Annotated in this window: 15 protein-coding genes; 11 read left to right on the forward strand and 4 right to left on the reverse strand. The window is 36.0% G+C overall.

The genetic code is table 11. From position 1 onward, the window contains the following. A partial coding sequence (locus tag AC1RNS_RS08370) for a hypothetical protein (protein ID WP_492991869.1) occupies positions 1–345 on the reverse strand: 345 nt, incomplete at its 3' end. Between the two features lie 70 nt (positions 346–415). Between AC1RNS_RS08370 and AC1RNS_RS08375 the strand changes: the two genes are divergently transcribed. From AC1RNS_RS08375 to AC1RNS_RS08390, 4 genes are all read left to right on the forward strand, one after another. Continuing rightward, positions 416–1,153 (forward strand): urease accessory protein UreH domain-containing protein, encoded by a 738-nt coding sequence (locus AC1RNS_RS08375; protein ID WP_492991870.1) that lies wholly within the window; start codon positions 416–418, stop codon positions 1,151–1,153. A gap of 19 nt (positions 1,154–1,172) precedes the next feature. After that, complete coding sequence (locus AC1RNS_RS08380; protein ID WP_492991871.1) at positions 1,173–1,883, forward strand: cytochrome c biogenesis CcdA family protein; 711 nt, start codon at positions 1,173–1,175, stop codon at positions 1,881–1,883. Between the two features lie 176 nt (positions 1,884–2,059). After that, positions 2,060–2,572 (forward strand): RNA polymerase sigma factor, encoded by a 513-nt coding sequence (locus tag AC1RNS_RS08385; RefSeq protein ID WP_492991872.1) that lies wholly within the window; start codon positions 2,060–2,062, stop codon positions 2,570–2,572. Beyond that, positions 2,562–3,173, forward strand: coding sequence for a zf-HC2 domain-containing protein (locus tag AC1RNS_RS08390; RefSeq protein ID WP_492991874.1), 612 nt, complete (start codon positions 2,562–2,564; stop codon positions 3,171–3,173). Before AC1RNS_RS08385 ends, AC1RNS_RS08390 begins: the two co-directional genes overlap by 11 nt. Positions 3,174–3,222: 49 nt before the next feature. Here the strand turns inward: AC1RNS_RS08390 and AC1RNS_RS08395 are convergent, their stop codons facing one another. Beyond that, a complete protein-coding gene (locus tag AC1RNS_RS08395) occupies positions 3,223–3,981 on the reverse strand; it encodes a class I SAM-dependent methyltransferase (RefSeq protein WP_492991875.1) in 759 nt (252 codons plus the stop codon). A 457-nt stretch (positions 3,982–4,438) separates the two neighbouring features. On the opposite strand from AC1RNS_RS08395, the gene AC1RNS_RS08400 reads away from it, so the two are divergent. Together AC1RNS_RS08400 and AC1RNS_RS08405 are read left to right on the forward strand one after the other, a co-directional pair. Continuing rightward, positions 4,439–5,083, forward strand: a complete 645-nt coding sequence (locus AC1RNS_RS08400) for a DUF1232 domain-containing protein (protein ID WP_492992127.1) — start codon at positions 4,439–4,441, stop codon at positions 5,081–5,083. Positions 5,084–5,107: 24 nt separating this feature from the next. Then, a complete protein-coding gene (locus AC1RNS_RS08405) occupies positions 5,108–6,058 on the forward strand; it encodes an LCP family protein (RefSeq protein WP_492991876.1) in 951 nt (316 codons plus the stop codon). A gap of 158 nt (positions 6,059–6,216) precedes the next feature. On the opposite strand, the gene nhaC is transcribed toward AC1RNS_RS08405, so the two are convergent. Both nhaC and AC1RNS_RS08415 read right to left on the reverse strand, forming a co-directional pair. Beyond that, positions 6,217–7,599 (reverse strand): Na+/H+ antiporter NhaC, encoded by a 1,383-nt coding sequence (nhaC, locus tag AC1RNS_RS08410; RefSeq protein ID WP_492991877.1) that lies wholly within the window; start codon positions 7,597–7,599, stop codon positions 6,217–6,219. Between the two features lie 174 nt (positions 7,600–7,773). After that, positions 7,774–8,538, reverse strand: coding sequence for a sulfite exporter TauE/SafE family protein (locus AC1RNS_RS08415; RefSeq protein ID WP_492991878.1), 765 nt, complete (start codon positions 8,536–8,538; stop codon positions 7,774–7,776). Positions 8,539–8,926: 388 nt separating this feature from the next. Here AC1RNS_RS08415 and AC1RNS_RS08420 point away from each other — a divergent pair, with 388 nt between their 5' ends. The 5 genes from AC1RNS_RS08420 to AC1RNS_RS08440 all read left to right on the forward strand — a co-directional run bounded on the left by AC1RNS_RS08420 (position 8,927) and on the right by AC1RNS_RS08440 (position 13,723). Beyond that, a complete protein-coding gene (locus AC1RNS_RS08420; protein ID WP_427545951.1) occupies positions 8,927–9,547 on the forward strand; it encodes a DUF47 domain-containing protein in 621 nt (206 codons plus the stop codon). 15 nt (positions 9,548–9,562) lie between these two features. After that, the gene (locus tag AC1RNS_RS08425) at positions 9,563–10,579 is read left to right on the forward strand and encodes an inorganic phosphate transporter (RefSeq protein ID WP_492991879.1); all 1,017 of its coding nucleotides are present in this window, start codon (positions 9,563–9,565) and stop codon (positions 10,577–10,579) included. Positions 10,580–10,874: 295 nt separating this feature from the next. Next, positions 10,875–11,369, forward strand: a complete 495-nt coding sequence (locus AC1RNS_RS08430; RefSeq protein ID WP_492991880.1) for a hypothetical protein — start codon at positions 10,875–10,877, stop codon at positions 11,367–11,369. A gap of 213 nt (positions 11,370–11,582) precedes the next feature. Beyond that, positions 11,583–12,281: a response regulator transcription factor gene (locus tag AC1RNS_RS08435; protein WP_492991881.1), complete on the forward strand. Its 699-nt coding sequence runs from the start codon at positions 11,583–11,585 to the stop codon at positions 12,279–12,281. Then, a complete protein-coding gene (locus AC1RNS_RS08440; protein ID WP_492991883.1) occupies positions 12,278–13,723 on the forward strand; it encodes a HAMP domain-containing sensor histidine kinase in 1,446 nt (481 codons plus the stop codon). Before AC1RNS_RS08435 ends, AC1RNS_RS08440 begins: the two co-directional genes overlap by 4 nt. The last annotated feature ends 2 nt before the right edge of the window (positions 13,724–13,725 follow it).

The raw sequence follows: 13,725 nt of genomic DNA on the forward strand, positions 1-13,725 counted from the left end.
GTAAAGCGGAAAAACGCTCGGGTGCAAGAGAGAATCGCTCAGGCAAAGTGTAAAAATGCTCGGGTGCAAGAGAGAATTGCTCAGGCAAAGCGGAAAAACGCTCGGGTGCAGAGAGAATCGCTCAGGTAAAGTGTAAAGACGCTCGGGTGCAAGAGAGAATCGCTCAGGCAAAGTGTAAAAATGCTCGGGTGCAAGAGAGAATTGCTCAGGTAAAGCGGAAAAACGCTCGGGTGCAAGAGAGAATCGCTCAGGCAAAGTGTAAAAATGCTCGGGTGCAAGAGAGAATCGCTCAGGCAAAGAGGAAAAATGCTCGAGTGCAAGAGAGATCCGCTCAGGTAAAGTCAAAAAACACCCGAGTACAAAGAATATTTAGATAAACAAACATACTTCAGCAATAATATAGTAGGTGTTTTAAATGTATACGTTGATGTCAAAAATAAGCCAAATCATAAGCAATCCTATATCAGAATTTTTGAATGCCTATGAGCATGCCCCGCTTATTATGGCGATTCTGCTTGGCTTAATAGGCGCTTTAGCTCCTTGTCAAATAACAGGTAATATGAGCGCTATTACTTTTTATGGGAATCGTACTATGCAAATGAAAAGTAATTGGCAGGAAATTGTGTTTTTTATAGTTGGGAAGGTTATTGTCTTTAGTTTATTAGGCTTTTTTGCATGGATATTTGGCCAATCTTTTGAAACGAAAATGACTGTGTATTTTCCTATTTTTCGCCAGGCAATAGGTCCGATTATGATAATAACGGGTCTCGTACTCATTGGCATTTTTAAAATAAAATTTCTGAATCGAATTTCTTCGCTTCTTCCAACAGTGTTGAAAGAAGGGGAAATTGGTTCCCTGCTGATGGGTGCTAGTTTTTCTCTAGCCTTTTGCCCAACAATGTTCGTACTTTTCTTTGTATGGCTAATGCCGACGGTTGCATCAACTTCGTATGGCCTATTGCTACCAGCTATTTTTGGTGTAGCAACCTCCGTACCACTTTTGATTATGTTAGCACTGATTCATTTCTTTTATGAGAAACGTGTCATTATACGATTTAGCATGAGAATGGGGAGAGTAATTCAAAATGTAGCGGGTGTAATTTTAATCATTATAGGTGTAACAGATACCATTACATACTGGGCACTATACTGAAGAAAGGAAGCTATTGACTATGCTGTCAGACTTGAATATATTATTAGCATTTGGTGCAGGATTTTTGAATTTTATTTCACCTTGTACCTTACCGCTATACCCTGCATTTATTTCCTATATTACGGGTATGTCATTGGATGAATTACAGGGAGAAAATAAAAAATCAAAAAGAATTGGCTTGCTTCATACAATCTTTTTTCTATTAGGTTTTTCAATTATTTTTATCTTCTTAGGATACGGTTCATCATTAGTAGGCTGGTTCTTTTTTCAATATAAGGATTTACTTCGTCAAATTGGCGCTATTTTAATTGTTATTTTCGGATTAATCATCATCGGTTTTTTGTCACCGAAGTTTCTGATGCAAGAGAAGAGACTAGCTATTAAAAATCGACCAACAGGCTATTTTGGCTCATTACTAATTGGACTTGCATTTGCTGCTGGATGGACACCGTGTTCTGGCCCTATTACTGGCGCGGTTTTTATGATGGCTTCCCAAAATCCTAATGTTGGCGTGTTTTACATGGTTGTGTATGTGCTAGGGTTTGCGATCCCATTTTTACTACTATCACAATTTATTACGAAATTAGGATGGATACGAAAATATAGCACAGTCATTACAAAAATAGGTGGCTATATGATGGTTGTACTTGGTATTATTTTATTTTTTGATGGATTAACGTACATCACAATTTGGTTAAGCCCATATTTTGATGGGTTTACTGGTTTTTAATGTTTTGATTGGTGTATTATCTCGTGCATAGTAAGAAATTCTTTGACCTTCACAATGTGGGTAAAACAACTTGTGAAGGTTTTTTTATGAAAAAAATTAAAATTTTTTGTAACGAATCGTAGAGAAAGTCTATATATAAGTATCTCAATGAAAAATCTTAGAGGGGAGGGAGGAGGATGGAAGAGTTAAGTGACATCTATACTTACGCAGCTGACATAAAACGATTTCTTATTTGTTTAACAGCTGATGTTGATTTAGCAGAAGAACTGACCCAAGAAACCTTCTATCAAGCTGTCAAATCAATTGAGCGATACAATGGTGAATGTAAAATGACTGTCTGGTTATGTCAAATTGCAAAGCATACATACTATAACCATCTAAAAAAGGAAAAACGTCATCATCACAGGAGTGTTGAACAAATGATACAAATGGGATATGATGTGCCATCTAATGCAGACTTACCAGATGTGGAAGTGATCAAGCGTAACACATTAATTTCTATACATAAAGAAATTCATTTACTAAATGAACCATATCGCGAAATCTTTATACTTAGAACTTCCGTCAATTTTAGTTTCAAGGAGATTGGGGAGATATTCGAGAAAAGTGAGAATTGGGCAAGAGTGACGTTTTATCGAGCCAAATTAAAATTAATAGAAAGATTTCGAGGTGAAAATATTGAACTGTAATATTATTAAGGATTTACTGCCTTCCTTTATCGATGGCATTTGCAGTCAAGATTCTTGTAAAGTGGTGGAGGAACATTTACAGCAGTGTGAGGAATGCCGTAAATATAAAGAGATAATAGGGCAATCAACAAATGCTATTCAAATCTTACTTAATGAGGTAACCGTGGCCAAAGCACCGTTTAAAAAAATAAATAAAAAGCGCCGTATTCAAATTGTAGTGTCTATTTTGCTGACCTTTATGCTAACAGTAATAGGCTCTTTTGTGGTTCAGGAGGTGGGCGTAGTCAATGAAATCTTTTTTCCAAGAAGTAGTGCTATTATTGAAATCACCGATAACCAGGAAGAATGGGATAAACTATATTTTGATGATCAAGATTATTTAACATTTACTAATATTTTTTGGAACAAGGAAATTGTTAATGATGCAAATAATGAGGGAGATGTTTGGCTAAGAATAAAAGATGAGAATGATAATATTGTAGTAGATGAATCCCATATATCTCCAGGGAAAAGTATGAAATTAGATACATTAAAAAACAATAAAAGTTACTCTTTCGAAATTAGAGCTAACAAAGGTCGATTCTCTATTAATGTATTTTAAGAAGCTAAAAGAACGTATTGGAATACATACGTTCTTTTATAACTTTATATTATTTTTTGATAGCAACAAATCGTAGTCGACAATAATCAGCAACCCATTGTTGATTCTGATAATAGTTAGGTTTTAATAGTTCCTCACATTTTGTATAAATTTGCTCTTTCTCTTTTTCCGTTAAATGCTGTAGGATGTTATGACTAAACATCACTAACCAATTACGAAGCCCTTCCGCACCCTGAAGAGGTGTTGGTCGCTCATATAGTGTAATCGTATCAACCGTAAAGCCAACTTTTTCTAATTTTGATTGATATTCTTCTAAAGTGGGGAAATACCAAGGGAAATATTCTTCTCTATAAGGTAGTTGCAAATCCTCCATGCTTTTTTGAAGTGCCCATACTATAGAGGCAATATTACCATCTCCACCCATTTCAGCAACAAAACGCCCTCCTTGTTTAAGCGATTTATAGATATTTTCAATAACTTGATCTGCTTGCTTCATCCAATGAAGGGCTGCGTTCGAGAAGGCAGCATCGAATTGATTGTCAGTGGAGAATGTTGTAGCATTCACCGCTTGAAACTCTATGTCAGGATATTTTTGCTGTGCCGCGATAATCATGTCCTGAGAGGCATCAATTCCTTGAACAATGGCACCATGTGTTGCAATTTCATGTGCTAAATCTCCTGTCCCACAACCAACATCTAATATTACTTCATTTTTTTGTGGTCTAAGCAGGTCCACTAAGCTTTCTCCAAATTTTGAAACAAAGTCATGCTTTTGATCGTATAAATTGGCATTCCATTTTGTTGTCATTTTACTTCAGCTCCTTTATTTGAGCATAACAAAGAGTTTAATTGAATAGAAATTCTAGAAAATAACAATTTTGATTCCACTTTGGAATAAAGAGGAATACCCTACAATTGTACCTAACCTCGTAACCAGTATCCAAATGCCCCATAAACCTCCTGTTGGAACAGATATCATTCCCACGTTATAACGGTTATTATTTAGTATACTGTATTTATGACTGTTGATTTTTTGTCAACGTAATAAGATGCATCCAGGCCAAATTAGGAAGTAGTAGCTAATGTTCGAGTTGATTTATTTGCTGAGAGGGCAGTTTGGAACAATAAATAACTGTGTCATTTTATTTGCAGCTCTCTTTTAACCAATTTTGTTGACAAAATGTCAACATGATAATACACTTCTTTAGAATGATAGTTATAACTGAATTCAGTAATGGTAGAAAAGCAAGGAGGTAGAATTGAAAATGACTGAGAAGAGAAACAATAATAATCTTGGCTTATTGCTTAAAGAATTCTTGAAAGAGCGATCATTATCTATGCGAAAGTTTAGTGAGCTCACTGAAATCGATACAGCTACAATTTCACGGATAATAAATAATAAGCGAAAAGCAACCCCACAGCATTTAGAAAAATTTGCTGACTGCCTTGGAGTTCCTTTAATTCATCTTTTTGAAGCTGCTGGATATCCCATTGAACAAAGACAAGAGAAATCTGAATCGGATATTCATACATCTGTTGACGCAATACAGGCTCTTCTTAGGTCTTCTAATGTTTATGATGATGAATTTTCGGTGGCACACGTTGAACAGAAACTAGAAAACTATGGACTATTTGCGCAAACAGAAGAAGGTAAAAATACGATTGTTAAGGATTTTGATGAGAAAATTAAGAATGTAGGGAGCGTAGGTCCTTTTATAAGCAAATTAAAAGAATTATATGAAAGATTCTTAGTGGGGAAAGGTACACTTTTTGAACTAACCATAATTGGAAGTACTTTATTATATTTTATTATTCCTGTAGATGTTTTACCTGATTATCTATTTCCTATTGGTTATTTAGATGATGCAATAGCTGTACAACTAACTACAAAGACATTACTAAAAAATTGAGTTAAATGATAGGTGGATTTAGTCATGAGAAGAAGTAAAAAGAGCCTTAAATGGCTAAGAAATTTGTTCTTAGCATTCGCATTAGTAATTGTAGCAGGGATTCTATATTCGATTTATCAATACAATAACGGATTAGCAATAGCAGATGATGGTCCTTTTAAAGATGACGGAAAGAAATTTGACCCATTTGATGGTGCAGATGTGCAGGTTGGTCAGATTAATGTGCTATTGATTGGAAGTGATGCTAGAGATGAGGATGGTAGATCGGATACATTAATGATTGCACACTATGATCAAACGACAAATAATGTAAAACTTATTTCGATTATGAGGGATACATATGTCGAAATTCCAGATTACGGTATGAATAAAATGAATGCTGCCTTTGCTTTTGGAGGTCCTGAACTTGTAAGGAAAACCATTAAGCAAAATTTTGATCTTGATGTTAATTACTACGCTTTAGTCGATTTTAAAGGATTTCCTAAGATTATTGATCTTTTAGCACCTGATGGGATTGAGGTTGATATTCCTTATGAAATGTCTCATGGAATTGGCATGACATTAAAGCCTGGAGAACAAATTTTACATGGTAACGAGTTATTAGGCTATGTACGATTCCGCCATGATCGTCTAAGTGATTTTGGACGAGTGGAACGTCAACAAGAAGTATTGGCTAAGGTGAAAGAACAAATCGGTATTTCAAGCTTAATGAATTTGCCTAAAATACTTGGTGTTGCAGACTCCTACATCGATACAAATGTTGATAAAAAAACAATCCTTACAATTGGAAAAGGGATAGTAAATGCAGAATCTAAAGGGATGAACACTTTACGCATTCCTATTGCAGGCTCTTTTGAAGACAAACGTGTAAATGTAGGTGAAGTTTTAGATATTGATTTAGATAAGAACAAAGGTGCATTAAAAGAGTTTTTATCATCAACGGACAATGATAAGACTTACGTAGTTTCATCTTAAGAGGATAGCTTGAGCATAGAATTTCAACTTATTAAACGAATGGATCAGTATATAGGATAATACCTATGAACAGATGCTACATGATGCATTAATTGATAATATAACATGAAAGAAATGTGACAAAAAAGGTAGCTGATGATTTGCATCAGCTACCTATCTTATTTTTCAAGCTTTGTTAATGTTTTCCCACTCCAACCAAAGATGATTGTTAAAATCGGACCAAGTAAACAGAAGAAAGTGAAGGGGAGATAAGTTACTGTAGATATATCAAGTACACTAGCAATAAATAAGCCACAAACACTCCAAGGGACGAGTGGATTAACAACTGTACCTGCATCCTCCATTACACGGGAAAGGTTTTTGGGTGCTAGTCCAACCTTTGCGAACTGTGCTTTGAATGCCTCACCTGTCAATAAAATGGAAAGATACTGTTCACCGATTAGTGTATTGATACCTACTCCTGTAATGGCAGCACCTGTGATGACAGAACCAGCGCTTTTAAAGATGTTCTCAACCTTTATTAAAATACTTTGAATAATGCCTAGAGTGAATAATAGCCCACCCATTGTTAATGCCAGTAAAACTAAGGCAATTGTTGATAACATACTGCTCATACCACCTCGTGTCAGCAATGCATCTACTTCCTTATTACCAGTTTGAGAGACATAACCTTCAAAAAGCATTTTAAAAATATTAGAAAGAGTTATTGGTTCAAGCATGTAGGAAAGCCCCACACCAAGAAACGAAACGACTGCAAGCGTAATTAGTGCAGGCGCCTTATAAAAAGTCATTACTATAAGTACAGCAATTGGCAATAATGTATACCAATGAATAAGTCCTGTTGCAAGTAATCCTTCCTTAAATTGCTCCACTGTTTCAAATGTTGTATCTGTACCTGATGGGGATAAAATAGCATATAAAACGATGGAAATAATGAAAGCAGGAATCGTTGTCCAGCCCATATTTTTAATATGCTCAAAAAGATCTACTCCAACAGTACCAGAGGCTAGATTAGTTGTATCTGATAGGGGAGACATTTTATCACCAAAGAAAGCTCCTGAAACAATCGCACCAGCTGTTATGGCTAAGGAGATATCCATTGCACCAGCAATTCCCATAAAAGCCACCCCCACTGTGGCAACAGTTGTTAATGAGCTTCCTACAGATATGCCAACAACGCTACAAATTAAAAACACAATGGCAAAGAAAAAGCTAGGTGAAACAGTTAAAAAGCCATAATAGATAAGTGTAGGAATAGTACCTCCCATCATCCAGCTTGAAATTAAAATACCGATAAAGAAGAAGATGAATACAGCGCCTAGTCCTGCACTTGCACCAGCAATCATTCCTCCTTCAAGCTCACGAAAAGGAATTTTTTTAAGTAATCCGTAGGCAATTAAAAGTGAAATAACCAAAAAAATAGGGATATGGGGAGTCGCTTTTAAATACCCAATACTAAATGCCATCATGGCGATAATTAAAAGTATGATGATGCCTGCCTCAATAAATCGAGGGTTACTCTTTGCTTCAATTCGAAACATGCTAATCCTCCTAGTAATTACTTCTTCGCTTCAATGCGGTGAAGCCCAAAAGAATTATAGCACGCAAATAAATTTTGTCAATTGACTGACAATTGCTATAGTATGATATTTTTTTCTTCAATTGTTTAGAACATTTTCTAATGCATCTTTAGGCGTTGACTTGGAAGTGTCGCTCTATTGTATAAAATAATCCCACGCATTTTTAAGAATCAATGTACATGTCATGATAATGAAAATAATACGCATTATTTTTGTCCCGCGTTTCAGCGCGAATTTTGAACCTAAGATAGCTCCAAAAATCATGACAAACCCTACAGGCAGTCCATATAAAAAATTAACTTCTCCTAACAGTAAAAACATAATAAGTGCTGCTAAATTTGAAGTGAAATTAAATGCTTTAGCATTGCCGGCAGCCTGCAAGAAATCATTTCCCATCATTAATAAAATGAAAATAAAAAAAGAACCAGTTCCAGGTCCAAAGAACCCATCATAAAAGCCAATAACCGCAAAAGCGCCAATAAAAGCGATTTTTTTAGTAGCTGTTAATATTCGCTCCTCAGGCTGTTGTCCCCAATCTTTTTTGAAAACTGTATAAGTGGTCACAAGGACGAGCATAACAAGCATTAGGGGCTTTAAAATAGTAGGCGATACAAGATGTACCGTATAGGCTCCAATTAAAGAGCCGATGAAGATGAAAGGGATGATCTTGCCGATTTTTTTTAAGTCTACCTTGCCAGCTCGTAAAAAAGTTAACATACTTGTGCCATTGCTGATTGTATTGGCGAGTTTGTTTGTGGCGATAGCTGTACTAGGTGGTAGTCCAACTGCCATAAACGCAGGCAAGGAAATTAATCCTCCCCCACCAACAATCGCATTTAAAAAGGATGCGATAAAGCCAAGCACTAATAGTATGGCAAGTGATAGTAAATCGATGTCCATATGTATGATTCACATCCTTCTTATATTGTACTTATAAGCGTACTGTGATTTACATGAAATAACAATGAAATCTCCAAAACTAATGTAAATAACATTTACAATTCCTTAACAATTCACTGCCTGAAAAAAATAGAAAGAAAAAAAGTTTTTTCAAGTATTTTTCTAAAAATAAAAGAAAAAACGGTAATATTTAAAGAAAAAACGTGTATTTTTATTATTCAGTTTCCAACGTTTTCAACTTGGAAAAGAGCTTGAAATGAATTGTGGCGATTTTAATATTACATTTTTGTAAATTCAACTCGTTTATGTTTAAAAATATGTAGAAATGTGTAAAAGTTTTGTTATGATGATTGCAGAAATCGACAATTTACTCAACAGGAGGAACATAATGTTCAACTCAAACAAGCAAGATCCATTTTTTAAGGCATTATTGAATATCTCGAAAAATGTCAATGAAGGTATTTACTTTGCACATAATGCACGTATTCAAGATATAGATGCGCTAAAAGAAATTGCAGATACAATGAAGCAATATGAAACTAGCGGTGATAAATTAATTCATGAGCTTATTGTGATGTTAAATAAATCATTTATGACACCCATTGAACGTGAAGATATTTTAGCCCTTGCTAATAAATTAGATGATGTAATAGATGGTATGGAAGGCTGTATTGCTCATTTCAATATGTATAATTTAACAGAAGTAACAGAGCCGATGCGTCAATTCCTCACATATATTGCAAAAAGTACAGATGAGATGGTACAAGCGATGGAGCTATTAAATAGTAAGAAGCTTGTTGAAATGCGTAAACACTCCATTCAAATTAAAGACTATGAGCGTGAATGTGATGAAATCTTCCGTTCTTCCATGAAGCAATTATTTATTCAAGAGAAAGATCCAATGCGTATTATAGTGTTTAAAGATATTTATGAGCAATTTGAAGATATAGCAGATAGCTGTCAAACAGTAGCAAACACAATTGAAACAATAATTATGCGTAACGCGTAAGATGGAGTGTAGGAAATGGATACAATATTATTAATAACAATATTAGTCGTTTTATTCGCACTTGTGTTCGATTTTATAAACGGCTTCCATGATACAGCCAACGCGATTGCAACTTCTGTATCAACAAGGGCCTTAAAGCCACGAACAGCAGTATATATGGCTGCAGTGATGAACTTCGTTGGAGCGATTACTTTCGTTGGAGTTGCCAAAGCACTAACAAAAGATATTGTGGACCCGTTTACCTTAAATGCCTATGATGGTGATATTACTGGTTCAGTTGTGATTTTAGCAGCCTTATTATCTGCCATTACGTGGAATTTGCTAACATGGTATTTTGGCATCCCATCAAGCTCTTCTCATACATTAATTGGATCTGTTGCAGGAGCAGCGATTGCCGCAGCAGGATTTGATATTTTGAACTATGCAGGCTTTATGAAAATTATTCAAGCCCTTATTTTTTCACCATTGCTAGCGTTCGCGGCAGGTTTCTTGATGATGTCATTATTTAAAGTACTCTTTAAGGATATGAATTTATATCGTACGAATAAAGGTTTCCGAACAATGCAGATTGGTACCGCAGCGCTACAATCATTTACACATGGTACAAACGATGCACAAAAGGCGATGGGGATTATCACGCTCGCGTTAATTGCGGGTGGCTTGCATCAAGGAGATGATATTCCTTTCTGGGTACGTTTTGCAGCAGCATGTGCAATGGGTCTTGGTACTTCTGTAGGTGGTTATAAAATCATCAAAACGGTTGGTGGTAAGATTATGAAAATTCGTCCAGTGAATGGTGTGGCAGCAGACTTAGCCTCTGCATCGATTATTTTTGGGGCGACATTAATTCATTTACCAGTATCAACGACACATGTTATTTCTTCATCTATCATGGGTGTTGGAACAGCACATCGTGTAAAGGGTGTAAAATGGGGCATGGCACGTAAAATCGTGACAACATGGGTTATCACAATGCCAATTTCTGCGGTGATGGCTGGAGCAATTTACTTTATCTTAAGTTTATTTTTCTAATATGAATGAAGGAATACACCATTATTTGAGTGTATTCCTTTTTTGATGGGAAGGGGGAAGCAATGGATAGCAATGACCTATTGATGGATTAGCCTCGGGTAATTTTAAGGATTCTTGGGGAAATGAGAGTCAAAGTATAGGATGGGACATAGCTTGATAGTGGAGAAGATGTGAAGCAGGAACACTATTACATTGAGTTCAAGTTCTTGATATTGTTTTTCCCAATAAATAGAGAAAATCACTTTATATTTTGGTATAATTTTCTTAAAATGAAAAAATGACACAGGAGGGAATGATGAAGATTTTTAAATTAGTACAGATCAGTTTTATTTGTGTGGTTTTATCAGCATGTAGTACATATTCAGCTCAAACAATAGAACCGTCTTCCAACGAAGTGTCAAAAGGTTTCAAAGATGAACCGATGAAGTCGGAGAACACTCAAGAGAAGAAAGAGGATGATCTTGGGAAACCAATTGGAGTTAATCGTGGCCACATGATAGATGCGCAGATTGTGTCTCCTATTGGTGAATTTCAAACGAATTTTACAAGTTATAGTGAATTGAAAGTTAAGGTGTATTTATTGAATACTGGTACTGAAAGCCTTTTATATAAAATCCGAAGTGTGGATGATAAAAAACAAGTTGCAGTGGGCATCTTGAAGATGAACGAAAGCTTTGAACAGGTATTTAATGATTTACCAGAAGGAGATTACAGCATTTTTTGTGTAGTTGAAGAAGAAGAGCCTCCAATTGATTTAGCTGTAACAGTAAAGGTTGATTTAATGGAGTAAAAGTAACATATATAATGAATGGAACTACATTCATAATTGAGGAGCTATTGTTTTGATTGATTTTATTCAAAACAATAGCTTTTTATATGCTTTAATTTTAAACTGACGGATAGAACGACCGTATCGAATGCATCTTATGGTAATTATAAAGAAAGTATAAAGTTTAAAAAATTAAGCCATTTACATAGTAAGGTTATTACAGGAGGAAAACAGATGAGAGAAAAGCTATTATTGATTGAGGATGATACGGCGATAGGGCGTATTGTGAAGGATACGCTTGCACAAGAGGGATACCAAGTTACATGGGCGACAACGGGACTGGAAGGATTGGCTGATTTTCAAACGGGTACGTTCGATTTAGTGTTAGTTGATTGGATGCTACCGGAGATGGATGGGCTTACAGTTTGCCAAAATATTCGCTGGGAAAGTGAAGTGCCTATTTTAATGATGAGTGCGCGTAAGGAAGAGGCAGATAAGGTGGAGGGCTTGCAGGGTGCTGATGATTATATCGCAAAGCCTTTTAGCTTAGAGGAATTGAAAGCACGGATTGCCTCACATCTACGTCGCTGGAAACGTTATAACAAACAAGAAATAATGGGAGATATAATCACCTTTTCGCATGGTTTGAAAATTGATTGGCAAATGGAAACAGCGAGTCTCCTTAATGAGGAACTGACATTGACACAAAAGGAGTTTGCCCTGCTTAAGCTACTTGCCAAAAATCCAAGCCAAACCTTTTCAAAAGAAGAGCTTTATCAGCATATTTGGCAGCAGGCGAGTGTGGATGAAACTCATACGGTAACGGTACATATAAAGGCATTGCGTGAAAAGCTAAAAGATCCAGTAAAAACGCCTCATTATATTCAAACTGTATGGGGAAAGGGTTATCGCTTTATTGGTGAACCATTATGAAAATTAAAACTTGGCTGCTCATATCCTTCTTCCTCGTCATGATTTTGCCGATAGCAGGTGCATATAGCCTTTATGTGTGGATTAACGGCTATTATCATGATAAAAGCTTTGCTGAATACATCGAAAAGCGGACAGAGTTAAATCACATTAAATCTGTGCTCAATAACACTGAGTATTATAAAAAAAATGCTGATATAAAAGATATAGAAGCATTAACAAATGATCAGCTCGCGATAACACTTTACTCAAAAACAGGCATTGTTTTGTATTCCTCCAATCCATTAACTTCGGGATTCGTTGCAAAAGATCAAGTATTTAAAGATTTATATGAATTAAAGCAAAAATATAATGCCTTTATTTATAAAGAACCTGTTTATCAAAAAGGTGAACTGCTCGGAATATATGAAATTCATTTGGTAAGAAAGGACTGGGTACAAGGCGTACAGAATCGCTCTTGGCTTGTACTAGCTAGCTCAATACTATTCTTTCTACTTATATATGCAGCAGCTGTGTTGCTGCTGCATCGAAAATTAAATCGTCCACTAAAAGAACTGATGAGACAAATGCATACCTTTGCTAAGGGCGAGCAGGTGACATCAGACTTAGGAATCAGAAAAGATGAAATTGGTGAACTTGCGCAAGCCTTCCTTGCGATGCAGGACGAAATTGAAAGGGCGCGCACTCACTTAAAAGCTGAACAACAGCACAAGGAGCTTATGATAGCTAGTATTTCACATGACTTAAAAACGCCACTTACCTCCATTCAGGCTTATGCGGAGTCTTTGCAAAATAAAGCCCTATCGGAAAAGCAGCAGTATGAATATCGAGAGATTATTTTAACTAAGGCTGACATGATGAAGCATATGTTAGAAGATTTAACGATGTACACGTTACTCCAATCTTCAAGCTATGATTTAGAACTAGTGGCGGTAGATGGGGCAGAGTTTTTTGAAATGTTAGTGTCAGATTATGAACCATTATGTGAAGATCAAGGCTTTACGCTTGTCGTTCGTTGTGAAGTAGACGGTCAATATACTGTGCATCCAAAGCAACTTCAACGGGTGATTGATAATTTAATGAGTAATGTCTGGCGCTATGGGGAAGTAGGAACAACAATCGGTTTAGCAGCCGTAAACGCTGGGAACTATCCTACATGGTGCTTTGATTTTGTAAAATCTGCCCTAACGAAACAGGAAGGGTGCTATGTGATTGTACAAAATAGCGGACAAGGGATTGATAAAGAGGATAAAGAGAAATTATTTGAGCCAATGTACCAGGCAGATACAGCACGAACGAAGGCTGGAGAACGTGGTACAGGGCTAGGCTTAAATATTGCAAAGCAAATCATAGAAAAGCACAGTGGAACAATTGAGCTTGTATCGAAAGAAGGCTTTGGAACAGCTGTACTATGTTGGATACCACGATATAAAGGAGAGATTTGATT

This window comes from Lysinibacillus sp. GW821-FHT14F06, assembly GCF_058803665.1.